Source organism: Bacillus thuringiensis, from assembly GCF_001595725.1.
Classification (GTDB): Bacteria; Bacillota; Bacilli; order Bacillales; family Bacillaceae_G; genus Bacillus_A; species Bacillus_A thuringiensis_K.
In genome coordinates this window covers 1,761,897-1,785,857 of record NZ_CP014282.1, presented here as the reverse complement: position 1 = coordinate 1,785,857, position 23,961 = coordinate 1,761,897, and the positions used below count along the sequence as shown (strand labels likewise).

Here is a 23,961-nt window from a genome sequence, read left to right as displayed (position 1 = left end):
AAAATGAAGTTTTTGTCCAAGTTTTTCACTATTTGATAAAATAAACATAATAATAGTTAATGAAAAGGCATTTATATTCAACCTCCTGAGGAGCACTTTAATTAGTTGCTCCTTTCTACATATACAATTTAGATACCAAATAGCGTTTTTGTTTAACTATAACTTTTTATCAATCCCTATCCCTATACATCGGATATCTACCACTGTACAAGGCAGATACATCTTTTTCGCTTTTAAAAACTCCTTAACAGCCTCAAATGCTTCTCTGTCTGTTTCTGGTCCCTGAACATCGACAAAAAATTCTTTCTTAGATTCATCTTCCTGGATCAATACATTCCATACATTCCCGGTTTTTTTATGGTGATAAAAGAAATTATTCTCCCTAAGTTGATACTGGACACCTTCTTGTTTCGGATAATATTCGAGGAAATTATCTCCGCAATGTGGACAGTATGCGATATCCGGAACACTAGAAAATTGACCTATTTTGAATTTGAATGAACACATTTCACATTGAAGACTCAGAGCCATTCCCATTCCCCCTTTTCTCCCAAATAACGATTTTGTTTTACTTTTGCTAGCTACCCTTCCCTTGTATAAATGCACCTTTTTTACATACCATATAAAAATCTAAACAATCCTCTTTTAGGACGGTACTAATATGAGCAAGACATTCAAATACATTTTAATCTTCTTTTGTGCGGTGTTTTATATTGTAATTATTGGCTGTATTGTCTATCTAAACTTTGTTTAAGAGCATTTTATTCCTCCAAGTAAGAAATCTAAGATCAAACATAAACATTTATAATTAGTAGGCATAAGGAGCGCACTACAAGACGCTCTTTAGCTTTTAAATAAGGATTTTATTAAGAAATTAGTCATTCCAGCTAAAACGGATGTAATGTTCGTAATAAGATCCGCCTAAAATATTCCTCTTTTCTTCTGCCTTAAATTCAACTTTCACGCCATCCATTAATTCTTGTAACTTTTCCGTGAATAGTTTTGAATGCATAATATGTTTGTCTGGATTTTCTTTATGAATTTGATATCTATAACCTGAATATCCATTTACTGCACTTTCGGTTATTACACCTTCCATTTCGCTTGCAAATTCCAATACTTTTTCATCGATGGCTTTTTCCTGAAGTTCTTTCAAATTTCCCACTAAGGACATTTTCATTTAACCTCTCTTTCTATTCAAAGGATTATTTTGTTCAGTTTCTTATAAAGTGTTAATATTCTTCATAAAGGAGGTCTACTAATGAAAAATCCCTGGAAGAAAGTTTCTTTAACTGCTTTCATAGTAATTTTCCTTTTAATAATTTTATATTTTGGCGGTATGTCGCTTTTTTGGAACCAACCCTGAATAAAACTCAATATTCCGTCAATACTGTAGACAACCCATTAAGTTACTTTCTCCTTGTTCCCCCTTGGAGAACCGAGCAGTTAGCTTTTGCTGGCTGCTCTTTATTTATAAAAAAACACCTATTTGATTGGACTCGCATATAATGTTTTGCGTTCCTTTCTTTATAAAATAGTCATTACAAAGGAAGCTCGTCACAAGAGCACTTTATTAAGTGCTCTTTTTTTCGTTTTAAACTAAACAAAATGAAATTTTTGTTTAGTTTTCTTACCTGCATAATATTTTGATATTTGTTTATACTATAGTTGTAACTTTTTGTTACAACATATATCCGTATCGATTGTAACTTCTAAAATTGTACAACGAAGCAGTTAGCTATTTCGGCTAGCTGCTTTGTTGTTTAAAATGAAGTTTTTGTCCAAGTTTTTCACCATTTGATAAAATAAATATAATAATAGTTAATGAAAAGGCATTTATATTCAACCTCCAGAGGAGCACTTTAATTAGTTGCTCCTTTCTACATATACAATTTAGATACCAAATAGCGTTTTTATTGAAACTCACTTTGATTCTCTTTATTTATGGTATAATCTGTATAATTCACTTTTCCAAGAAAGGATAAAGCAATGAGAGAATACTTTGGTTTCATTTCAATGTTTTTAGTTTCAATCGTGTTTTTTGCTTCATTATCTAGGCATACAAACAATTACTTAATTTATTTAATACCTATCTCAATTGTTTTAGCTATTCTTGCTCCGAAAGGGGATACAGCGAAAAAAATTACTTTTGCTATGTTAATTATTTTAGGTATTTTAATTGCTTGCGCATTAATTATTGGTGCTATTATTGGTGCTGGAATGGCTGAAACACATTTGAATAATCACAATTCTCCCAAATAACGATTTTATCTAAATCCATTCACTAACCTCATACTTTGACATACAATAATAGTGCCTTTCTATATAATGTGAGCTCGTCACTGTCGTTATAATGAGGTATAAGGAGCGCTCTCGATTAGCGCTCTTTTTATTTAAATAAAGATTTTGTTATAAAATTTCACCTATCTAAAAAACATACATACAATATCTTGGGTATCCTTTTTCAACATTAGTTTTGGTCAGAGCGCCTTCCTCTCAAGGCGCTCTTTAATTTCTAAATAACATTTTTAGGTAATTACGAGAGCGGATTTTATTATGTTGTACAAGCACTACTTCACTTTATTAAATAGACTATATAGATATCTAAAAGAAGGGAGCTTTAAATTCATATGGCTGATTACTTTTATAAAGATGGTAAAAAATATTATAAAAACCAATCACATTCCAACAATCAAAAAAACAACTGTTTTATTGAAACTCATACGATAGCTGGTTTTGCAGAAAATACAAATGGAAATATACCTGTGTCTGTTTTCCTTCAAACCACCGCTCCACAAACTGTATTTGAGGATTTTACAAACAATCATAATAAAACATTAATTCAGTTATTCGTTGTCGGTATGAGTGCACCCGTTCAAGTAACTATTCTAACAAGAAGATCTAGCGTACCAATTACTACTACATTACAACCTGTTCAAACAAAAATATTTCAAGTTGAAGATTTTCAAAGTCTTACTCTTACAAAGCAGGAAGGTTCTAATAGTGAAGTTAGTTTATTTGTTCAAAAAACATTTTGTATATGCTGTAACGATAATAACGATTCATGTGATGAATATTACCACGAATGTAATTGATAGATTAAATCACCAGAAGAACCCTTTATATAAAGGGTTCTTTTCCTTTCACTCCCCTCATTTCCTCGTTTTTTATTAAAATAACTATTTTGTTTGATTTCCCAAGATTTCCTAACATTAAATCCTTAAATTGCGATATAATAAAATATATAGTTACAACATTTTATTATTAGGAGGTCTAATTATGTCTTTTGCAGCATGGAGTATACTCTTACCAACTTTAATCGGTGCAATGTCCGGTGCTATTTTCGGTATAATTTCTTCTCGAAATAAGAGCAAAAATCCAAATTAAAAGCTTAATAATAAGATTTAATAACTACTTTATTGGCAGCTGATTCATCCTTGAATTTTCAGCTGCCATTTTCTATTCAAATAACGCTTTTGTTTAAATTAGTAAGAGTAAACTCCACCTCTAATTACTCGACTTTTTTCATCAAATTCAATATCGTATTCTGAATCACACCTATCACATATGAGTCGATCTACACACCCTTCAATCAAGATTCCGTTTCTACAAGATTTTTTTGCTTTCCGGCCATTCTTATTAATCCTGTATACTAAAGTCTGTACTGGCTGTGTCCAATACACCAATTCTTCTCCACAATCACATTTTGGTTTTTCATATTTGGACATCTCTTTCATCCCGTTTCTGTACAAAATTCAAATTTGGTCTTTATCAAAAACTTCAATATCCTGTAAAACCTACGTAAAGATTGCTATGATTCAATCTATCTACCCAAGAAACGTTATATAATGAACTTGCAAACACCTGGTTTGCACACAACTACCTTTCTGTACGACATAACTCTTTTGCTAGGAGAAATCCTAGCCTTTTTTATTGGAAATCTAAACCACAGCATTCTCAGGTTTTATCACCATTTTTGCTCTGAATCGATACCCCTTACTTTCTAAGTAACCAACAAGTGTTAATGCACTTTTCCCAAACCTTTCTGCAATTGCATCTACCGTGTAACCTTTTTCAAATAGGTCTAAACTAATTTGTATTTCATTTTCTGTATAAGATGCTTGGCTTTCTACAGGTCTCTCGAAGATCCCAAGCTCCTCCAGTTTTTTCTTTATTGCACTTTCTGTTCGCTGGAGACGTTTCGCGATATACAAATACGTATAACAATTCGCTTTGACCATACTTTTTAGTAATAATTCATCTTGTTTGGTCCAAGGCTCTCTCTCTTTTTTCCTTCTATAAACATCCGCATCACGTTTCCCTTTCATCCATTCTGGTTCAGGTCCTAAAATCCCATATTCAACCTTTGAGAAATCAACTACCTGTTTATGCCGTTTTAACCAATCCCAAAAGTCCTTATAGTAAACAACCTTTATTTTTTGAGTTTTTGCAAATAGCTTTAGTCTTATAGGAAATGCGAATCTCTCATACCACGATTCGATTGTTTTATAATTTATCTGTAATACATCAGCTAATTGGAGTACTGTAAGTCCGTTAAAATGTAAACGTGGGTCACTTAACCCTATACGATTTGCTTTTAACTTTATCGCATTTACAGTACGCCCTAACTTTTTTGCTATATGTTTAATGCTGTATGTTCCCCAGGAATCCTCGAGATACGCTACCTCTTCTTTTGTCCAAAGAATAACTTTCCCCACCATTTCGCCTCCTTTTAGTATCCGGATGCCTGACGATCATGATTGATTTTATTTTTTTCGATATATGCGTTGTAAATTTCAATAGCCGAAAATCCAAGCGCTGCACCTAAGTAAGCCAAGTCATTCATCAAGGTCATGTAATGTGCTGCAGTCCATAATTTGTTTTCATATAGATCGTTAAACACATCGATAATTTCTGTTTTTGTATTTCCTTTGCTATTACGCACTACAAAGGCATCGATATATTTATTCCATTCACGTTCTAATCCAATCGATAAAGCAAAGTGAAGTGCGTCAACAAATTCGTCTAATAACGGATTGTAGTACTCCTTATCTTCTTCCATCATTTGACCCTTGTTTCGTACACCTTTTGTAATCGGCTTGTTATTTTCACTCCAAAACTTATGACCACGCCACACATGAAGCAACTCACTTAACTCGTCACGAAATGATAATTTCTTTTCTTGAAACAAGGGCACGTTTTGTAAACTACGTTTTTCTACAATCTTGTTATCAAGGTCTTTTTGAAGCTGGAATAAATGAATGATGTTCATTGTTTTGCACGCTCCCCTTTTTTAAACAAATCTATAAAACTTCTCACCATTCTTTCTACACTGGCACCAGTTAATGAACTAACAAAGGGTGCAGTTTCTGCAAATTTTAAAGAATCCTTTTCAGGTATTCCCGCACAAATCAACTTTTCTTTTACAGCTTCAATGATTTTTACTCTTTTCTCGTTCTTACTATTGAACTGAGCCTCCACGGCCTTTACAGCCTCATCCTTATAGCAACCATGCTTTTCCATGTAGTAATACACTTCTTTCCAGAACTCGTTGTCTTTTACTACAGTCATCTCAATCGCCCCCCTCTTATCTAACAATTACAAAGCTAACAATGACCGCTACCAACATATAAGAAACAAATAACGAAATAGACTTTTTACGTGAATTTTTAATCTGTTCCCGTAATTCGTTATTTTCTTTCAATACACGTTTTGCGTAATTGTCTTTCACTTTCATCTGAGACTTGTATAAGTCAACTTCTAACTGTAAATCACGATTCTCTTGCATCACATCTTTTAATTGTTGCTCCGAATTGTCCAAGTACACTACCGCCTTTCGTAGCTCACCTTTTGCTACTTTCCTTTTTTGCCTAACCATTTCACGTTTTAATTTCTCTAGTTTCCGATCACTTTTCCGATTTTCGTACCCCTTCCCTTGCTGTCTACCACCCACAATCGCACATCCTTCCTACAGCTTTTTATTTTCTTAAATGCTCTAAAAATAGTTCATTAAAATTCTCGTTTTCTAGTTCTTCCAATCGCTTCTGTACACGTTCTAAACGTACTGGCCCCAAACCTAACACTTCTTTTACTGCACGTAATGCTATTGTTCGGCCATCTTTATACGATAAAAGGGATACTTGCTGCACTTCACCTCTGTGAAAACTTTGCCGCTCCCTTGTTCTCTTTCTCTCACGTTCACTCGCCCGGCGTTGTTGACGGTTCAAGGCGTTCATCGTCTTCCCTCCATTTTTTAAAGCAACTGCTAAATAACAATTCTGCGTATGGATCTTGTGGTACTGGGTCTAACACACCAGTCTTTTTATCTTTTCTTAATGAACTTACTACCCAGACCATGTTGTACGGTTCTCCGGCAATGCTACCCACAATTCTTGCTGGTTTTACACGTGGTAATGCTGTTGCATGACGCTTTGTAAATAATGATTTACGCGGTCCTTCTCCTCTTCCCACATGCTATTCCTCCCTTTGTTTAAGCCAGGACTCAACACTCATTTTCTCGCCCCATCGATAACCTACACTTCCTTCTGCCTCAATCGGAACTGGAAATCCTGGTACTGGAGGTTGCTCCATAACTTGTTTAATTTGTTTTTCTACTGCAACTACAATTTCCGGATCATCATCTATTTCAAAAATGATTTCATCGTGAATTTGTGCAATCATATCGGCACTACCATGAGCAAGTACACCTTCTTGTTTACCAATAGATTCATAAATTTCATTTTGTACTTTCTTCATAATGTCAGCCGCACTACCTTGCACTGGTGTATTCGCTGCTTGTCTTTCAGCTGAGCCGCGATCTCTTCTATTCGCGCTGTTAATGCCTGGCAGCAATCTCATATATCCATAAATCGTTTGCACATAACCTTGCTCCCGTGCTTCTAAAACAATCTTGCGCTGATACTCTGGTATGCGTTTGTACGCTGTTTTAACAGCATTTACAATCTGCGCACATTCATCTAATGTTTTACGAATCATGTACTTTGTTTTAAATGTGAACTGCAAAGCGTGTTCCGTACCGCCATAAGAGATTCCGAAGTTTCCTGCCTTTGCATCCGTACGTTCTTTCTTTACAATTTCATCTTCAGGTTTTCCAGTCATTACAGACGCTGTTCTACGGTGCATATCCCCGCCTGTATTAAATAGCTCCGTCATGACCTCGTCACCTGATTTCCATGCCATTAAGCGGAGCTCGAACCCTGAGAAGTCAATGAAGAATAATATCTTTCCTGGTTTAGGTACAAAAAAGTTTCTTATCTTAAACTCATCATTATCTGGTCTCGGTACGTTTTGTCCGTTCGGATTAAAGCTGTTTAAGCGTCCTGTTTCTGTGAATGGACTGTACCCTGCATGAATCCGTCCACTCATAAAGTTCAAGTACTTTTCACGTCCTATGATGTGCGAAGAAAGTAATGTCGTGTATTTTTGGATTTTCTTCAGCTGATCGATAACCTCCAACGCTTGTTCCTTATAAGGATGTGGTTCACGTTTTGCGATACGAATCGCTCCACGCTCTAACTTATCTAAGGTAGGGTCCTTGTCAGGATCAATACTTTCCCAATTTTCAGGCAGCGAAATGCTGAGGTACTTTTCTTCATCGATATCGTTTAACTTATTCTCAAGCATAAATGCCATATCGATAAGTGCCTCTTGATCAAGACTCGCACCTGTTTTTCCATACTTTGCTACCGGTATTTTTAAGTAATCAAACATTAAACTTTTTACTTCGTTTGTCTTACCTGATTTACCGGTATTTATATCAACATTGAACGTTTCTTTCGCGATTTGTTTAATACGTTCAGCCGCTTGCTCTTGCATAATTTCCGCTTCTTGTTTCTTTTGCGTTGCAAGGTTTGGATCCCAATTCATTCCCCAATATTCCATAAGACCGATAACACGTGTGAACGGCATTTCAATCCTTTGAAGCCATTCCGCATATCGCGGAATTTGAGCTGCAATTTGAGACCAATATTCATAATGCTGCACTGCGTAATCCGCATCTTCAGCTGAGTAAAGTAGTCCTTCGCCTTTACTCGCATCAATTTCATCAAAGAAATCTACTTTGCATTTCTTTAAAAGAGTTGAAAAGTCGTTCATCGTTACACCAAAAATCTCTTTCGTAGCGGGCTTTAACCCCCATCCGCTTGTAGGCTTTTTCGAATTGTTAATCTTTTGAGGTGCTACAATTTGTAAACACCGCACCCACATGATCAATGGATCTGCTACTTTTCCTAAAATATACTTACCGTACTTTGCTGCGTATTTCGTTTCAAAAGATAAGTTAACCGCAATCTTTAGTACATTTTCATTTTTGAATAAGTACTCATCGATTAAATCTAGTACAACTTTTCTAGCTCCATTCCTATCCATACTTGGTTCAAATACTTGGCCAACTTTATGTGATATTGGAACAACTCTTGATTCATGCGCCGCTGCTGATAAAGATACGGTACAAATTTCGCCTTTCCACGGATCTAACGGTGTTTTTAAATATGCTTTTTCTAAACTTTCTCTTTGTTTTTCTGCTTCTTTCTCATCAATAGCACCTGTAGCACATGCTTTTTCTATATCTTCAAACGCCTTTTTATAATGCACTCTAATTTCTTCACTTGCTGCAGTCTCCCAGTCAAATCCTGCTTTACCTGTTTGTATACAACGCTCAAGGTATTTTTTTAACTCTGAGACTGTAAGAATAGCTTGGTAATCTTTCACTTGTTGTGGTTCTACTTTTGGCCAAACAATATCGAATTGCCCTGGTTTCTTCTTTTTTTCCATTTCTACCGCTAATTTTGATTCCTTTACCGGTACCTGTTTTTTACTACTCGCTAATGTTCTTGGTTTCCCGAATAAACTTCCAAGTTTCATATTTTCACTTCCAGTCATATTTGTCTTGCTTGTCCGTATAATTAGTAGTACTCATCTTTTATATGATCAAAGAGACCTTTCTTCATGCAATACGCAATATATGCATTAAATCTTGGCGTTTTTCGATAGCCACCGCTTGTTAAAAGGATCATCCTCATTTTCGCTAATTGATTTACGATAGCTTTCGCTTCTTCTTTATCGATAGATAGCATTGCTTCAACATCACCAAGTCGTAAGTACTTCTGCTGAGCAAATAGTTTAATAAACTCATAGAACTTCATTTCACCTGTTAACGTATCGATTTTCTTAAGATCTGCCGTAAACCTCTGGTATCTTTCTTCTGTCATTTCTTCCTCTTTTATTGCTAAACGAGCATAGTAATTTAAGCCGCAACCTGGAGCATTGTATAAAGCTTTTAAATACTCCCCAACAAACTCAACGTGTCCTGGCCAAACTTGAATTCTTTCACCCGATTCATCAACTGAATGTGTAAGTGCTGCAAGTGCTACCGCTAAACGAGCCACTTTATTCCGCTGATCTGAAGGAGATACAAGTGGTATATCATTCGCATTTCCATATACTTTCGCAAGGTCTGTCGCAACTTCCAGTACTTTATCAATCGTACCGTCTGTAAATAGCACGTCCTCCGGCTTACGTGACCAAGCATATAAGATGTTATTTTTCAAAGTATCCTTCTGTATAATCGATGGATACGTAGCAAGCGTTTGGTTGTACAACTCAGGATCCACATCACTCGCTCTCATAAAAACTGCAAAGTCAAAACGGCGTATATCCTCGTTATTGAAAATATCTTTTAAACTTTCAGCTCCTTGAGAGTAATCAGCAAGTCGTTTTCCTTTCGGTACGTTCCCTGACATAATGGCACGTACACGGCAAGGGGTTTCAGCTGTTACAGCCCGTTTTACTTCTAGCTTCCCATCAGAGCGCGCAAGTGTCATTTCACCATAATCATCTTTCGTAATACCTGTATCTTCATCAATCCAAATCATTTCTTTATCAGCTAACGGCCACGCACCCCAAACGATGTACCATGCACCTTGAGCACCTGACTGTTCCATCTTGTACGTTAGACCTGTACGAGAAGTACTTTCCGCATTCACTCTTGTTCCAAGTCCTGAATATTTCATTACCTTTTCAATGAGCGCCGACTTACCAGTACCTGTATCACCAACGATTTTCAATTCCACCCATCCGCGTAACGGATTTAAATCCCACGGTACTTTAAAACGTAAAACACTATGAAGTGTTAGCAATACTGCAAGTAATGTCTCATCACGTTCTACGATGTGTGTTACGTTGTACGTTAAATCGTTACAAATTGCTCCTAGTTTCTGTTCAATTGATTCTGCTGTATAATCTGCCGGCTGAAATGTTGCTAAATCTTCTTTCACTTGTTCATTTAGCTCAAAACTTTCAACCACATCCTGAAGCGGTACCGCACTCTTTACAAGTAGTGTTGACTCCTGATTCTTTGGATGCGGGTATACATAGCCAGTTAACTCGTAGTACTTGTTCTCACTTACGTTTAGTCCATTTACGGCGTACACTTTTCGTAGTACATAATTCCCTTTATGCTGCTCTTGCTTTTCGTCATCTTCTTCAGCCATTGGGATTACAAGTAACTCTTCCACGTTCATGTTCTCTAAAATATCCGTATTGTATTTCGGGCAATTTGGTATGCCTGATATTTCTCGTAAAATACCTTTTATATTATCGTCACCTACACCCGTCATTTGAATGACTTCCCGATCACTTACGCCCAGGTCTTTATATCCTGTATGTGTATGGATGTCGTATAGAGGGCAATGTACCTTTTTACAACTTTCTCTGCCCCAGCAATGGTACTCAATGTTTTTCGGAATGATATAAGGCGTATGCTTTTTCCCTGCAACCATGACACGTGTTTTTACAAGCTTTCCAGTAAGATCTGCATTGCCCGTCTCTGCTAAATGAAGTAACTTTGCATTTTCTTCTTCCTCAGCATTCTTCTTAATGCAATGACACATATCACCAGCACACGCTACACGTTCATAATCTTTGCTTCCTGGTTTCTTTTCGCCATGTAGTGAACGAATAAACGCACAACCAAATTTGTATGTATTATCACCGCTGTATACCGCATCGATCACACTTCTAGTATTTGCAACACGTTGTTGCTTACCATACTCGTTATCCTCAGATGTAAATTTAAGCACCCAGTCTTCCAGCTCTTTCATCGTTTCCTCTCTCGTGTAGCCAGCGTCTTTGAAGTAACATGCAAGCTGTACTGTTGCCTGGTTTCGGTCACCGTCTTTTTTCCAGCCACCATTTAAAATATCAACTACACATGCCGGTGGTTTATCTTTCTTAAACTGGAATTCTTCTTTCGCATACTTACGAGCACTCGTTGCTGCAGCTTGCTCATATTCTTCTGTCTTATTTATTAGTAAATACCCCGTACGAGGTCTGTATTTCATTGCCTTTTTACGTTCTTCTGCCGTATAAGGTAGATCGTCAGCGTGTCTTGGCGATTTCGCTAAATCTTTAATTTCTTCCAGAGTTAATTTGTTTAACTCATTTACACTAATTTCTGTTTTAAATAGGTTTGTTTTTTGATGCATACTGTTCGGTAAACGAATCATCCGTTTTTCTGTATACACCACAAGGTCTAGTGACGTAAGTCCTAGTCTATGGACTAAGTACCCAGCCATATGTTTGAAGATTTTATGAAGGTCGTTTCTCGGTTCAATACCGAGCGCATCGGAGCTTATTAAGATGTGGAATCCTTTTGATCCAGAAAAGTAAATCCACATATCCGATTCACGAATATCCATCTCTTTCGTAAAAAATTCCACCAGCTTTATTGCATCCTTTTGGCTGACTGATGGGTCTTCCGCATGGTCAAGGTCAAAATATAAGGGAGCAATAAATGCCTCCCCCTTTACTTTTGTGTCGTTCGCAAATCGTTGAACTGTAGCAAAGCAATTGAAATTGAATGCCTCTCCCGTTTGGAATTGCTTCACTTCAGAGGAAGGGATTCGTTTCCACGGAATGCTTCTACCGTTCTGATTGCTGTACCATGCGTCTACATATTGATACTCACTTGTTTTATCTTTCTTTTTTGCCATTTGTAGACGCCCTCCTTAATTATTCTGAAGCTTTTTCAGTGTCTTCTACATTAATTCCGTAATCTTCTGGTTTAAATACACCAACAGGCTGGAAGTCAATTCCTACCCAAGACTGACTAGCATTAGTACGACTCTTGCGATCTACTGTCACAAGACGTGTCACTACTTTGTTAACACCTAATTTTGAAGTAATGCCAAGCGCTTTATATTTCCCTTTATATAAATTCATCGCGTATTTACCAAAGATTAACGTGTCTGTTGGACTAAATGACATTAAGTAGATGTTCGGAAAATCATCAGGACTTAAAGTTGATACTGGTACTATCGACGCCATATAACGTAACTTAATATCATCAAGTTCATAACGTTCTGCAGCTTGAGGGTTTTCTGCTAACCACTGATTGAATACCGCTTCGGCTTCTTCTTTCGTTCTTTCAGCAACAATTAATTGCCCTGCTTCAGGCGAATCTTCTAATCCCCATACCGACCAACGTTGTTCACCGTATCCGATTACTACATCGATACTTTCACCGAAAATAACATTTTCATCATCTTTTTCTACGAAATTACCTTTTTTATTAATAGTTAACCAATCACCCATACGGACGAAATCCATATCAAGACCGTTATTCGCTTCAACGAATCCCTGCTTTGTTTCCTCTAAAATAGTGGTAATATAATTACTTCCAGTGTTTGTTTTCGTCACCGCGTTATTTTGTACCACTACTTCATTTTGATTTGTCTCTTGTGTCATTATTTTTTCCTCCTGCGCCCTTGTAGGCCATGTTTTTTCCACGCTTTTCGTTTTGCTTGGCTTTTCTTTTTTCGATAGGTTACTTTTCTGTTATACGAAATCTTGTAATCTTTCGAATCGTATTCCGGAACCTCAACCATTATCGGTATTCCTCGTTGAAGGAATAAACTTTTACCGGATCCTCTTGCAAACACCCTTATCACTTTTTTAACGATTTTTTGACCTGTTTCTTTCAAACCCACTTACTTCACCTCTTTCACTGAAGCAATTAGTTCTGTGATTTCATAAAGTGCGCCCACATATTCGTGCTTTTCCATTGTTATCACCCCTTTCACCAAGGCATATCATTTAAGAAGTCAGCCACTGTATCTCGTTCTGTTTTCGGTTTTCTTGGTACCGTTAACCCGATTCTGCTGTATACTTTCCTACGGCTGTGATATTGGTCCTTAAATACTCCGACATTGTAGTCAACATAGTCGAACCAGTATGCTTTTTTATCCGGATTGCTCCGATCAGGACGCATGATACGTCCAATTTCTTGCTCTACCGATGAACCACTGTTACTTTCACGAGAGTCCCCACGTTTCGGCATCACCATGTGGCCAACTGCTAAATGCTGCATATCCAATCCTTCACGCGCTAACTGAGTAGCAAATAAAATGTCTATTTCTTTTCGGTCACAGGCTTCTAGAATGTCTTTACGTTGCTGTTTTGTTACTTGCCATTCACGAATTTCTTTTTCTGAATACTGTGCAACCTTTACTTGCCAACCGTACTTACCTTGCTTTTTATCTACTGCATGCCCGTTATCAATAAGCTGTTGTGCATGTTTTTCATTTTTTGCTTTTCTCCAGGTATAACGACTAATACCTCCGTGTACTACAGCGGTATTAATCTGTTTCCCGTAATACGTATCTCCGTAACGTTCTCTCAATAATTTTTGTACGAGTTGTTGTAAGACAAAACAGTACCGGACAGATTCCGTAATAACTATGGCAGGTCCTAATGGATAATGTTCTACGATACTTTCAGCAACTAATTTCGCACGCTTCTTATCTGAAATAAGGTGACGAATTAGGTCTGTATAATCGAGATCTTCTCCACCAGCATCTACACTATCAATCTCGTTACGGTTACTTGCCGTCTCGTAATTGAACTCGGTATATACGAATTTCACTGCCGGTTTTATCAGTCTCCCAGCTTCATACATTCTGTTTCTGCTAATCTCGTACACTTTCGGACCTACACCGTTGTACATATAGATTTCCAATCCATCTTTTCGAGAAGGTGTTGCAGTTAGTCCAATCATATTTTCAGCTGTTAACTTCCCAGCCGTTTCAATGAATTGTATTGCCGGAAAATGATGGGCTTCATCCACTACTACCGTCCCGATAAAATCGTTTAGTGCATCGATTATTTGTGGATTTCGCTGCAAGGTTTGTACTGTAGCAACGATTAGTTTACCGTCTCCCCAGTCATGTACGCCGTCACCGAAAAATCCGATACGACCGATATCAGACATTGTAGCCTTAGCTCGCTTTGCGGATTGATACATTAAGTCTTTTGTATGCGTAAGCCATAATGCTGCTTTACCCTTTTCGTAAATGTAGCGCATGCCCATTACGGTTTTACCTGAACCAGCCGGTGCTACACCTATTCCGTTTTCTTGCATAAGTGCTTCAACCATCGGTGTCTGGTCCTCTTTTAATACAAACCCGTCATCCCATTCCCCGAAACTAACATCTCGGCCATATGAAATCTGTGAGGTAATAACTTTACTAGGGTCGTAACCTAAGTTTTTCAGTACCTCTTCTAGCTTTGACAAGAAACCTCGAGGCGTAACAATATCGCCTCTGTCATGTACAAACAATTCAAGTTTTGCTTGTACCCCCCATGTAGGTCTACGTTGTTTTTTTGCTTTCAAATACGCTGGATTATCAAATGTTAGCGCCTTAGTAATTGCTGCCTTAAGAGGTGTACTAGCACCTCTTATTCGGATGTTGTGTTTTACAAAGATTTGTAGCAAGTGAGCACCCCCGATAGATCGTAAGAAGGTTCGTGGTATGTAAGTCTTGGAAGTGGTACACAGGGAACCGTCTGATTTTGAAATTCCTCAAGTTTTATATGGTTCACGTTTCGTTTTTTCATATGAATAAGAGCTGTAATAAGTCTGAATGCGTAAGCCTCGTCAAGCCCCTTACTATCGTTTAGAAAACTGATAAACACTAAACCTAAATTTCTATCAATAATTTGATCAAAATCCCGTAATCCGATAATCTGATTCGGTCTCATATAATCTAGTGAAAATCTACGACTCTCTGTACGTTTCATTTCAGCTAATATATTTACTTCAGGTGTTATTACAATCTCGTCACCTGGACGAGTTGCACCTGCACCATCTGCAATTCTCATACGCCATACATTCGGAATTTCTCTCCAACTTCTTCTGATTTCAGCTTGGAAATCGTCCCCACGTTGCTGACGTTCACGCTGTTTATTTCTCATTGCTGTTTGTTTTGGATCCATAGCAACCTCCTATGCCAAAAACTTCAGTAGATTCGCTTGTACATAAGCTTTTGCTTTTACAAGATCCGCTGATTCTTTCGCTGTTTCCCAAGCATCTTTTGCTGCAGATAGACCAATATCTATCGCATTTAATTCCGCCTCAACCGTAGACAGTTCTTCTCTTTCACTCTTTGAATATTGACGGCGATAAGCATCACGCATTTTATCATTTCCTAAAATAACTTTCAGATTATCAACAATTACATATTGGCTTTTACCTTCATGCTGTATTGCCATAAAAGCTTCAGCTTCTTTTAACTTGACCTGTGTATCAAGTTTAGTTTTTTGTTTTAGTAACTTAATTTTTTCACCATAAGCTTCTTCACGTGCCTTACCTTTTTCAAGAACATCCTGTACTGCAGCATCAATTTGTTGTAAGGATGCTTGTAATTCAAGTGGATTTAAAACCCGAACATAGTCAGTCGGTACTTTCTTACCTAAAATTTTTGTTGCCGCTGCAAGTAGCTTTTCTTTCCCATGCTCCTCTTGTAAACTACGAATTTGATTATTTAATTCAGCCATTTTCTGGTCCCACCTCACATTGAATTTTTGGTAGTTCTACTACTAACTTTTTAAGCGTCACGTGCTCTTTAACAATTGAGTCAATTGTTATGTTCATCGTTTCTACTCGATCATGTTCCTCTTTGTTGTAACCAGCTACACTTATCATCAGCGGTGAAAACTCTACTACTACAGCATTCCAATCATGTTTATTATTGCTATAGTTAGGGCGTCCAAATGGGTTACCACTTGTGACCTGTACCGCCGTACCTTCGCCTAGTTCGTTCTCATCAAACTGCGGTTTGTTTACAATCATGCTCGTAATCCCTCCTTTGCTTCCGCTATTTTCGTTAACGCTATTTCTACTACGTCAGGATTAATACAATCTGTCTTGGCAATGCTCTCGACAATCGTATTAATATCAACTAACACATCTTCACCTGTTTCCGTTTGAATCAAGGAAGCAAACTCCTCCATTGCATACGCCCGTTTCTTCTCTGCTTCAATCCGACTACGATCAAGTACTTCTTCACCAGGTTTTGCACTTTGAAGTGGAATCCGTTCTAAATCAAAAACACCTGGAGATTTTACATCGATAAGAAGTACCTGTATTGGTCTGCTAATTTCAGCTTCTGAAGCCGATAAACGTGTGATACTACCGATATTCGCAAATATTTTTCCATCAGAACGCTCATAGATACCGAAACCTGTATGGTCATGGCCGCACAAAACCAAATCCGCCTCTGTTTTTACATCCTGTACTTTTGTGTACCGGTCAAAAGGTGGATCATGATCAAGTAACATGCCGTGTGCTACATGTATTTTTGTTGACTCACAATCTTCAATAACTTCTGGTGAATAACCATATCCAGCTTTATCAATTCGGTCACTGTATGGTGTAAATGTTAGCTGTACATGATTACCATCTTGATGAAACATATGAGCTTGTCCAGGGTCATTAATAACTGTAAGCTGTGGAACGATTAACTCCAGTACTCTAAGGCTTGTCCGTTCATACGTTGCAAGATTGTACCCGTAAATATCGTGATTACCAGCTGTCGTATAGATCGGAACTGGACTTTCTTTCAGTACCTTTGCAAACTCTAGTAACACACTTGTCGTAACCTCAGGTCTATCAAACGTATCTCCAGGTTCGATAATTGCTGTCACACCTTTATATTTAGCTAAAGCAAAAATCTCACGTAATTTTGCAATTAATGCCTCTTTGTAGTTATCCTTACGATTACGAGGGTTTGTACCTCGTATATGTGGATCACCGAAATATAGAAACTTCATACTCTCACCTCTGCTTTTTCGTGCTTCGCGTAACGTTGTATCTAAAGTAATTCCACCTTCAACAATGTGGTGCATCAGTGAAGGTTACTCGATTCTTTTTTCTTGATAACTTGTTTTGTGATTTCACCTGTCTCAGCATCTAACGTCAAATCATCTTCACCGTTAACACCCAATTCAGAATGAATGTCAGCCCATACTGCATCGTGCCATTCCTCTAATCCTTTTGTTGCATTTTCTAATTTCTTTTTATATTTTTCTTTAATTGGTTCAAGTTCAGCCTTTAATTCCTTAGCTACAACTTCCTTAATAGCTTCCGTTTCTTTACGAATTCTACGTAACTCGCGTACTTGTTCTTCAGTTGCTTTACCTACAACTTCCTCTGTCACTTCTACACCTGCAACCGTTGCAGCTAATTCTTTTACTAAGCACTTAATACACATATCCAAATCTCCCTTTCTATAAAGCAGTTACTATGCTTTTTCCTTGTTTTTGAGTCACACCAAGTGCTACGTCACCTATCTCAGCTAAATGAGTACTGTGCGTAATTAAAATGATTTGACGTTTGAATTTCGTACTGTATTCCTTCAAAAAGTACGCTACATTCGGTGCATACTCTTGACTCACGTGCTTCCCAACCTCATCCAAGAATAATGGTCCTCTTACACCACTAATCTCTCCTACGGCCAATCTGAGCGCTAAACTAACTACGTCTGCTACACCACCACCGCGATCATAGTCAGGTGGCTTTAATTGCGTTCGAACATCTTCAGACTGAAGCCAGTACTCCGCTACTGGTTGATTACCTTTTACTGCAATTTCAATTTCGAATCTGTAGTCTTTATCGAACACAACTGTAAGAGCTGATGTAACAATTTCTTCTATACGACGTTTTGCTTGCTGCCTTGCATAATCACTTGTCTTTTGAAGAAGAATCTGTACTAAATCAAACTCCCCAAGCTGCTCCTCAGCTTTTGCTTTTCTCGCTTCCGCACTTTTTTGTTGCTTAACTAACAAGTCCCGTTGACCAATTTTCATCTTTAATTTATCGCTTGCCTGACGGATATCCGCTCTAGCTTTTAGAAGCTCATACATAAAACTATCCTCCTTATACCTGGGGGATGAGTCGTTCTACATGCTCCAGGTTTTCTTTAACTGATGTATCAAGCTTATTGATTTCTTCCTGGATTGTTTCAGGCGTTACCCCGTACTGCGCCATTTGTTCAGCGATTTCCGTTAATTGCTTTTCAGCTGAAGACTTTTCCGCCTCTGCTTGGATTTTTGCTGTTTCTGCTTTCTTTAAATTTGCTTTTGCAATTTCAATACGTTGTTTTAATTCCATTACTCATTTCCCCCTTCAAGTTGTTTTGATAGTAAATTTTGTAGCTCTGATTCAAGAAACTTCTTTTGATCTCTTAAACAGGCCAACACAGTTGGTCGGATAGCAAAATCAATACTCTTTTCTCCTATACTTTCTGATTCACTCACTAATAAATTCTCGTTAAATTTTTTATGAAATAGTGAGACTTTTAAAACATTAGATGTATCGTCAAAAGCTTCAATAACCTCATTGATTTCCATTAATGAATTATTCAGCCTCTCAGCTGCTTGTAAAAACTCACTCATTTTTTCCGTATCAATCACCACTAATCACCCCTCAATGAGAATGTTCAAAAGACATCGGCGATTCGCATAGCGGACAAACTCCACCAGCCTCGTTCCATGTCTCTTCCAATTCCTTTGTGTAATTTTCAATGTGCTTTTCATATAGTTCCAATGTGCTTGTACTATGACGTACTCTTTGATACCAGATCATATAGTTTCGTAACAACTCTTTTAATTCAGCTAAATGAGTGACATTGTTCTCAGCGTTTGCAATCTGTATTACCACTTCTCTAGGAACATTTAAATGTTCCTCACGACTTGTCCAGCTCATATAATAATTGTGTATATTCTGGTATTTTTGTAAGAGCACACTCATTTGACTTAGTTGTGTAATACTTGTTTCGCATTCTTGTAGTTGATCTGACGCATTACCAGGTACAGATAATCTTTCTACATCCTTACTTGTTTTTTCGTAGCGTTGTTTAACCACGCTATGTTGTACATAGAGTTTCTTTAACTCATCCGTTTTCTTTACTTCCTCTTCAATCACAGCTACATTAATGTTTTCAATTACAGTTAACCTCTCGACCTGTAATTGAGCTTCTTGTAATACTTGACTATACTTCTTATAGTTTTGTGATAAGATAGAAAGCAAAGAATATATTTCTTCAGATTTAGTAGAATCTTGTAACAAGTTACTTACTTCTACTAATCCATCAAATTGTTTTAATGTTTCAGTCAATGTCTTCTTGGCGGTGGACAGTGACCCGTATCTTTTTTGTAAGTCCAGTAGTGTTTGCAGACGCTGCTGGTCTTTTTCTGTTTGTTCAAGTATTTGTATAAGAACCGGTACTTTTGAAAGCCTCTCATCCTCAACAAACGCTACACGGAATTTTTCAAATGCTATCTGTTGTTGAGTTTGTAGTTGCCGCAGTACCTCTTTCTTTTTATGCAATTCTTCTACATGTTCCATCAAACTTTCAGCTGTTTTTAACTGCTGTACTTTATCATCCACATCCAAGTACTCCAGTAAGTTACCTGCTAATCTCTCGATTTCTTTTTCAGCTAGTAACCTCTCTTGCCTTGCTGCGTATGTATCTTTTGAAACACTTTTTACCGCGAGATCGACAGCTTCTGTTCCTGCTAACTTACCTAGAACTTTCGCACCCGATGACGGTGTCTCACTTATTAAGAAAGGTGCTTCAAGCTGGAATGCAAAGTTTAAAGCAGTAACAAAATCCCCAAATGTTTGCTTTGTGATACCGAGTAATTGTTTTACTTCTTCCGGTACCTCTGACTTCTCAAATACATTTCCTGCATCGCCTGGATCCGTTTGGATTCTGTACGATGTTTTTCCTTTTCTACGGTGCTTTGAAATAATAATGCCGTTATCCAAGTGAATTGCAACCGTAGCATACCCAACCGATTCGTTAACAAAAGCCTCACCTTGAGGTTCGTTAAATGCTATCCAGCGAACCGCTCGTATGATGGATGTTTTACCACTATCAGATGGTCCAGTAATTACATTCAGCCCATTTCCTAAATTAAAATGGCTATTTGTATGTGACTGGAAACCTTCTACGAAAATCTCGTTAATGTTGGCCAACATGTTCACTCCTTTCTGTTAGCTTTAACATGGTGTTTACTGCTTGCTCTTCTGATCCATTCTTGAAGTAATTTTTACTTTCGCAACATATCGCTTTTACGTCCTTTGCTTTTACTAATCGAGTCGCATAGGTCACGTATTGTTGCATTTGTATCACCCCCTTTCAATGATTTAACTTGCCTTTACTTTCGCTTTCTTTTTTCGTGTAACAGTTACTTTGACACCTAAATATTTTTCGTATACTTCTTGAAACAGCACTTCTTTTTTCTCTGTACCGTAGTACTCATTACCAAGACGTAAGTTTAACTTTTTCCCCACACTCCTCAGCCCCCTACAGTTTTTTCTACGTAATGAGGATAACGCTCTAAAAATTCTTCTTCTGGTGGAAATCCCAGTTCAAACGATTGTCTAATTTCTTTTTTACTGGCGTTTCGCAAGTAAGTAGGTAAATAAAAATGTTCCATAGGGAACCCAAGTACAATTGCGATTTGCAAGGCTAATTTCCCACCCGGATCGCGTCTACCAGTCTCTAAATCTGCTATATGACCAGGAGTCACACTAACCTTATCCGCTAGAGCCGCCTGCGACATACGTTTTTTCCCACGTAAATCCGCTAACCAAGTCCTTTTCATATGTCCACCTCCAGACAACCTTTAATGATTTTTATTATACTGGCGTTTCGCAAGTAAGTAAAGTGATTTTTCAACTTTTTCATAAACACCTACCTACTTTTACTTGCAATATGCGTGTATTTACCATTGTGTAATTGTCCAATAAAGTGTTATCTTATATATAGATAACAACAAAAAAATAAAAAACGTTTTATATATTTTTATAAAATTTATAAAAAATAAAATCGATGAAAAATATAAAAAAGAATTTAACGGGGGTAAAAAGTATGGATATAGGAGCTCAATTAAAATTCTTACGAAATAGACGTGGTTGGACAATGCAAGAAGTCGCAGATCGTATTGGTAAAAATGATTCTACGTATAGTGGGTATGAGACAAATAAAAGAAAACCAAATGCTGAAGTTCTTGTACAGCTGGCGGACATATTTGATACTACTACAGACTTTATTTTAGGGAGAACAGAAAATCCAAACGGCCTTAACTTTAATGTAATAGACTTTTTAGACCAAGGGAGACTTCATTCTGATGGAGTGGAAATTACTGAGGAGCAAGCTGAGCTTGCTAATGTTCTATTAAGACAACTCCTACAGAGAAAGCAGCAATAAATAAAAAAGGATTAGCCAGATGCTATTCCTTTTTTTGTTGCAGTATAGCTGTAATTTGTTTGTACTGTTCCAGAGTAATCTGTCCTTGCTTATAAAGTTCCCCCATCAGATAATTCATATCACAACTTACATGTTCAGCACCGAATAATTCCCCTATTAAACGTTTTGTTTCTTGTTTTGCAGTCTCTTTTTTCACTATAGTTCCGCCCCTTCATTCGATTATTTATTCAAAAATGTCAAAAGCAAGAAAATGAATAACCTCTATAACGTACGAAATGCCACCACACTTGAAAGTGTGGTGGCATTTTTCTTTTGATAGTTATCCGATCGTCCCCGGATCCATCATCATTTTTACAGGTTCTTTAACCTTCCCTTTGCTAATTTCACTTGATACCGGCGATAACGTTAGCGCAAGGGTACAAACAATAACTAAACCAGCTATAAACTTTTTCATTTAAACTATCCCCTTATTTTAAAATATCAAAAATCTTTATGTAAAATAAGTTACCTTCTTTTAAAAATCGATAATGTGCTTTTTGACGCAACTCAGGATTTCTCGTAGCGATAGATAAGTATAAATCCTGAAAAGCTGTGCGATTTTCAATCTTATACAAGATTTCAGCAGCTTCATCATATTCATTTAAGGAAATCTTTCGTAGTGCTTGTTCAGCCTTATCATGAATACATTCTAATTTTACAGGAAAATTATGAATTATACAACAAAACGATAATGTGTTTTCAACTAATCTTCTTTTCAATAACGATTTACTATTTTTTATTTTATACAGTTCCTGCAGTGATTTTTCAAAATAACGAATAGACATTCTTGCATCTTCAAAAATATAACTTTCCCCTAACACACTATATGCAGTGGCTTTTAACAGACGCGGAGCCTCTTTTACATCTAACACGTCAAATAGTAAGCCTCTTGCTATATCTACTTCATCTTGCATTAAATATGCGTATGCACATATTGCTTTTAATTCTGCACTGATTAAAGTTCTTTCTAATCCCTGCGGCATTTCACTAAGTTTATCTTTAATCATATCATGCATCGTAGTAAATACATTGTAAGCACCCATATCAAAATACCCATAGACACTTAATAAATTTACTAAGACATTTACATTGACCTTATTTAAATTCACTTTTGCTCGTAGCTTATCGAGGCTTTTAAAAAATTCTTTGGAACGCAGATTACCAGATTGGCGTTCCAATCCTATTTTTAAAATATCCTTGTAGTTTTTTGTTACAACATGTTTACACTCTCTTTCAAGCAATTCTTTTAATATATCCGTATAACCTGCTAAATACACATAGTACATAGCTGTCCTAATATCTGCTTCTTTTTCCGTAGATTGCAAAAACTCCCGAACTACTTTCATATTCTCATTCTCGTTTTCTGTATTCACAAGAATTTTCATCAATTTCGAAAAATTCATAGGTACTTGCCCATTCATTGTTTTCCACATGTTTGCTTGAGATAAACTAGTTATTTTAGAAAGCTTAGTAGATGTTATATCTTTCTCTACCACAATAACACCTAAGTTTATACAATCTTGCATGGTTTTCCCTCCCTAGAACTCAAGACACTCCCCTCTTTTTTCTCAACAGGAAAACGTTCGCAATAATTATGTATGCCCGAAAATTATGTTATACTTAATGCTGACTCATGGAAAGTTTTCCCTACGTACACTAGGGTAAAACGTTACAGTAGTGCGGCGACACTATTGTAACGCCGTGGGTCTTTTTGCTCTTTTATTTTATTATTTTCATATTATCATAAAATTTAGAACATTCGTTTTACTCTTCCCCAAAACCATGTTGAGAAAGTTTTTTCTAAATCTTCCAGAATTCCCACAAGAATATTTTACCACCAAGAGAACTAACGTTCTAGTTATTTTTCTGTTTATTGGTATAAATACTGTCATAACTTATATTTAATACAAACTATCTGTCAACTATAGTTAAAAAACATGCCTTTATTTATACTAAAGGCATGAACACTTTTGGAGAAAATTTAAAAAAATTTAGAAACAATCACACACTGACACAAGCAGAGCTTGGTGATAAGATCCAATTGAGTCGGAGTCAGATTAGTAACTTAGAAAACCAATTTAATGAACCCGACTTAGATTCGTTAGATCGAATCGCTTCATTCTTCAATGTATCTATTGATGCGCTTTTGGGACGAAACATCCCAGAATCTGAAGAACGATTAAAAATCATTCTCGAGGAGATCCAAACGGTTTTCGCAGGCCTGGATGAGTCTCAACGAGAACAATTCTGTAAACAACTCCTTTTCTACACACAATTTCTTAATGAGAAAAAAGAGTTGTTATGAATCGATTGTAGTAGAAAACATTTCCATATTCAACAGTAATGTTTT

Annotated in this window: 32 protein-coding genes; 4 read left to right on the top strand and 28 right to left on the bottom strand. The window is 36.9% G+C overall.

The annotated features are described in order from the left end of the window. Positions 1 to 156 precede the first annotated feature (156 nt). Both AXW78_RS09090 and AXW78_RS09085 read right to left on the bottom strand, forming a co-directional pair. Positions 157 to 531, bottom strand: a complete 375-nt coding sequence (locus AXW78_RS09090; RefSeq protein WP_061884033.1) for a hypothetical protein — start codon at positions 529 to 531, stop codon at positions 157 to 159. Between the two features lie 343 nt (positions 532 to 874). Beyond that, positions 875 to 1,174, bottom strand: a complete 300-nt coding sequence (locus AXW78_RS09085; RefSeq protein WP_061884838.1) for a hypothetical protein — start codon at positions 1,172 to 1,174, stop codon at positions 875 to 877. Between the two features lie 815 nt (positions 1,175 to 1,989). Between AXW78_RS09085 and AXW78_RS09075 the strand changes: the two genes are divergently transcribed. After that, a complete protein-coding gene (locus tag AXW78_RS09075) occupies positions 1,990 to 2,262 on the top strand; it encodes a hypothetical protein (RefSeq protein ID WP_061884031.1) in 273 nt (90 codons plus the stop codon). Positions 2,263 to 2,630: 368 nt separating this feature from the next. Beyond that, positions 2,631 to 3,095: a hypothetical protein gene (locus AXW78_RS09070; protein WP_060487471.1), complete on the top strand. Its 465-nt coding sequence runs from the start codon at positions 2,631 to 2,633 to the stop codon at positions 3,093 to 3,095. Positions 3,096 to 3,941: 846 nt separating this feature from the next. Here AXW78_RS09070 and AXW78_RS09060 read toward each other — a convergent pair. The 23 genes from AXW78_RS09060 to AXW78_RS08965 form a co-directional block, all read right to left on the bottom strand. Then, positions 3,942 to 4,721: a hypothetical protein gene (locus tag AXW78_RS09060; RefSeq protein ID WP_061884029.1), complete on the bottom strand. Its 780-nt coding sequence runs from the start codon at positions 4,719 to 4,721 to the stop codon at positions 3,942 to 3,944. Between the two features lie 11 nt (positions 4,722 to 4,732). Continuing rightward, complete coding sequence (locus AXW78_RS09055) at positions 4,733 to 5,272, bottom strand: dUTP diphosphatase (protein WP_025118583.1); 540 nt, start codon at positions 5,270 to 5,272, stop codon at positions 4,733 to 4,735. Next, positions 5,269 to 5,571, bottom strand: coding sequence for a hypothetical protein (locus tag AXW78_RS09050; RefSeq protein WP_061884028.1), 303 nt, complete (start codon positions 5,569 to 5,571; stop codon positions 5,269 to 5,271). The genes AXW78_RS09055 and AXW78_RS09050 overlap by 4 nt, the downstream gene beginning before the upstream one ends. 16 nt (positions 5,572 to 5,587) lie before the next feature. Then, positions 5,588 to 5,953: a hypothetical protein gene (locus AXW78_RS09045; RefSeq protein ID WP_061884027.1), complete on the bottom strand. Its 366-nt coding sequence runs from the start codon at positions 5,951 to 5,953 to the stop codon at positions 5,588 to 5,590. A 25-nt stretch (positions 5,954 to 5,978) separates the two neighbouring features. Beyond that, positions 5,979 to 6,236: a hypothetical protein gene (locus AXW78_RS31960; protein WP_081113930.1), complete on the bottom strand. Its 258-nt coding sequence runs from the start codon at positions 6,234 to 6,236 to the stop codon at positions 5,979 to 5,981. Then, positions 6,199 to 6,471, bottom strand: a complete 273-nt coding sequence (locus tag AXW78_RS09040; RefSeq protein ID WP_000532406.1) for a hypothetical protein — start codon at positions 6,469 to 6,471, stop codon at positions 6,199 to 6,201. The genes AXW78_RS31960 and AXW78_RS09040 overlap by 38 nt, the downstream gene beginning before the upstream one ends. A 3-nt stretch (positions 6,472 to 6,474) precedes the next feature. Continuing rightward, on the bottom strand, positions 6,475 to 8,901 hold the full coding sequence (locus tag AXW78_RS09035; protein WP_129542595.1) for a bifunctional 3'-5' exonuclease/DNA polymerase: 2,427 nt from the start codon (positions 8,899 to 8,901) through the stop codon (positions 6,475 to 6,477). Positions 8,902 to 8,924: 23 nt separating this feature from the next. Then, positions 8,925 to 12,011, bottom strand: a complete 3,087-nt coding sequence (locus AXW78_RS09030) for a DNA primase small subunit domain-containing protein (protein WP_061884025.1) — start codon at positions 12,009 to 12,011, stop codon at positions 8,925 to 8,927. Positions 12,012 to 12,030: 19 nt separating this feature from the next. After that, positions 12,031 to 12,765, bottom strand: a complete 735-nt coding sequence (locus AXW78_RS09025) for a hypothetical protein (protein ID WP_061884024.1) — start codon at positions 12,763 to 12,765, stop codon at positions 12,031 to 12,033. After that, positions 12,765 to 13,007, bottom strand: a complete 243-nt coding sequence (locus tag AXW78_RS09020; RefSeq protein ID WP_061884023.1) for a hypothetical protein — start codon at positions 13,005 to 13,007, stop codon at positions 12,765 to 12,767. The genes AXW78_RS09025 and AXW78_RS09020 overlap by 1 nt, the downstream gene beginning before the upstream one ends. Positions 13,008 to 13,096: 89 nt before the next feature. Next, positions 13,097 to 14,689, bottom strand: a complete 1,593-nt coding sequence (locus AXW78_RS09015; RefSeq protein WP_061884837.1) for a DEAD/DEAH box helicase — start codon at positions 14,687 to 14,689, stop codon at positions 13,097 to 13,099. Between the two features lie 83 nt (positions 14,690 to 14,772). Further along, positions 14,773 to 15,291 carry a M48 family metalloprotease gene (locus AXW78_RS09010; protein WP_044797241.1) on the bottom strand — a complete coding sequence of 173 codons (519 nt, stop codon included), beginning with the start codon at positions 15,289 to 15,291 and terminating at the stop codon, positions 14,773 to 14,775. A 9-nt stretch (positions 15,292 to 15,300) separates the two neighbouring features. Further along, positions 15,301 to 15,852 (bottom strand): hypothetical protein, encoded by a 552-nt coding sequence (locus AXW78_RS09005; protein WP_061884022.1) that lies wholly within the window; start codon positions 15,850 to 15,852, stop codon positions 15,301 to 15,303. After that, positions 15,845 to 16,147: a hypothetical protein gene (locus tag AXW78_RS09000; protein ID WP_061884021.1), complete on the bottom strand. Its 303-nt coding sequence runs from the start codon at positions 16,145 to 16,147 to the stop codon at positions 15,845 to 15,847. The genes AXW78_RS09005 and AXW78_RS09000 overlap by 8 nt, the downstream gene beginning before the upstream one ends. Continuing rightward, the gene (locus AXW78_RS08995) at positions 16,144 to 17,202 is read right to left on the bottom strand and encodes a metallophosphoesterase family protein (RefSeq protein WP_129542596.1); all 1,059 of its coding nucleotides are present in this window, start codon (positions 17,200 to 17,202) and stop codon (positions 16,144 to 16,146) included. The genes AXW78_RS09000 and AXW78_RS08995 overlap by 4 nt, the downstream gene beginning before the upstream one ends. After that, positions 17,202 to 17,567, bottom strand: coding sequence for a hypothetical protein (locus tag AXW78_RS08990; protein WP_061884020.1), 366 nt, complete (start codon positions 17,565 to 17,567; stop codon positions 17,202 to 17,204). The genes AXW78_RS08995 and AXW78_RS08990 overlap by 1 nt, the downstream gene beginning before the upstream one ends. A gap of 16 nt (positions 17,568 to 17,583) precedes the next feature. Beyond that, positions 17,584 to 18,219: a chromosome segregation ATPase gene (locus AXW78_RS08985; RefSeq protein WP_000273132.1), complete on the bottom strand. Its 636-nt coding sequence runs from the start codon at positions 18,217 to 18,219 to the stop codon at positions 17,584 to 17,586. A gap of 13 nt (positions 18,220 to 18,232) precedes the next feature. Beyond that, on the bottom strand, positions 18,233 to 18,466 hold the full coding sequence (locus AXW78_RS08980; RefSeq protein ID WP_000421150.1) for a hypothetical protein: 234 nt from the start codon (positions 18,464 to 18,466) through the stop codon (positions 18,233 to 18,235). Next, a complete protein-coding gene (locus AXW78_RS08975; RefSeq protein WP_061884019.1) occupies positions 18,466 to 18,768 on the bottom strand; it encodes a hypothetical protein in 303 nt (100 codons plus the stop codon). Before AXW78_RS08975 ends, AXW78_RS08980 begins: the two co-directional genes overlap by 1 nt. Positions 18,769 to 18,781: 13 nt before the next feature. Then, positions 18,782 to 20,338 (bottom strand): AAA family ATPase, encoded by a 1,557-nt coding sequence (locus AXW78_RS08970; protein WP_061884018.1) that lies wholly within the window; start codon positions 20,336 to 20,338, stop codon positions 18,782 to 18,784. Further along, positions 20,322 to 20,483 (bottom strand): hypothetical protein, encoded by a 162-nt coding sequence (locus AXW78_RS34340; protein ID WP_165375026.1) that lies wholly within the window; start codon positions 20,481 to 20,483, stop codon positions 20,322 to 20,324. Before AXW78_RS34340 ends, AXW78_RS08970 begins: the two co-directional genes overlap by 17 nt. A gap of 23 nt (positions 20,484 to 20,506) precedes the next feature. After that, entirely contained in the window at positions 20,507 to 20,653 is a 147-nt protein-coding gene (locus AXW78_RS34335; RefSeq protein WP_165375027.1) for a hypothetical protein, read from the bottom strand. A gap of 5 nt (positions 20,654 to 20,658) precedes the next feature. Further along, positions 20,659 to 20,967, bottom strand: a complete 309-nt coding sequence (locus AXW78_RS08965; RefSeq protein ID WP_061884017.1) for a helix-turn-helix transcriptional regulator — start codon at positions 20,965 to 20,967, stop codon at positions 20,659 to 20,661. A gap of 266 nt (positions 20,968 to 21,233) precedes the next feature. On the opposite strand from AXW78_RS08965, the gene AXW78_RS08960 reads away from it, so the two are divergent. Further along, positions 21,234 to 21,572, top strand: coding sequence for a helix-turn-helix domain-containing protein (locus AXW78_RS08960; RefSeq protein WP_061884016.1), 339 nt, complete (start codon positions 21,234 to 21,236; stop codon positions 21,570 to 21,572). Positions 21,573 to 21,594: 22 nt separating this feature from the next. Here AXW78_RS08960 and AXW78_RS34330 read toward each other — a convergent pair whose 3' ends face one another. The 3 genes from AXW78_RS34330 to AXW78_RS08955 form a co-directional block, all read right to left on the bottom strand. Then, complete coding sequence (locus tag AXW78_RS34330) at positions 21,595 to 21,768, bottom strand: hypothetical protein (protein ID WP_081113926.1); 174 nt, start codon at positions 21,766 to 21,768, stop codon at positions 21,595 to 21,597. A gap of 123 nt (positions 21,769 to 21,891) precedes the next feature. Continuing rightward, positions 21,892 to 22,026, bottom strand: a complete 135-nt coding sequence (locus tag AXW78_RS35250; RefSeq protein ID WP_072193007.1) for a hypothetical protein — start codon at positions 22,024 to 22,026, stop codon at positions 21,892 to 21,894. Between the two features lie 13 nt (positions 22,027 to 22,039). Then, the gene (locus tag AXW78_RS08955; protein WP_061884015.1) at positions 22,040 to 23,137 is read right to left on the bottom strand and encodes an AimR family lysis-lysogeny pheromone receptor; all 1,098 of its coding nucleotides are present in this window, start codon (positions 23,135 to 23,137) and stop codon (positions 22,040 to 22,042) included. Between the two features lie 434 nt (positions 23,138 to 23,571). On the opposite strand from AXW78_RS08955, the gene AXW78_RS08950 reads away from it, so the two are divergent. Next, entirely contained in the window at positions 23,572 to 23,916 is a 345-nt protein-coding gene (locus AXW78_RS08950) for a helix-turn-helix domain-containing protein (protein ID WP_061884014.1), read from the top strand. Positions 23,917 to 23,961 lie beyond the last annotated feature (45 nt).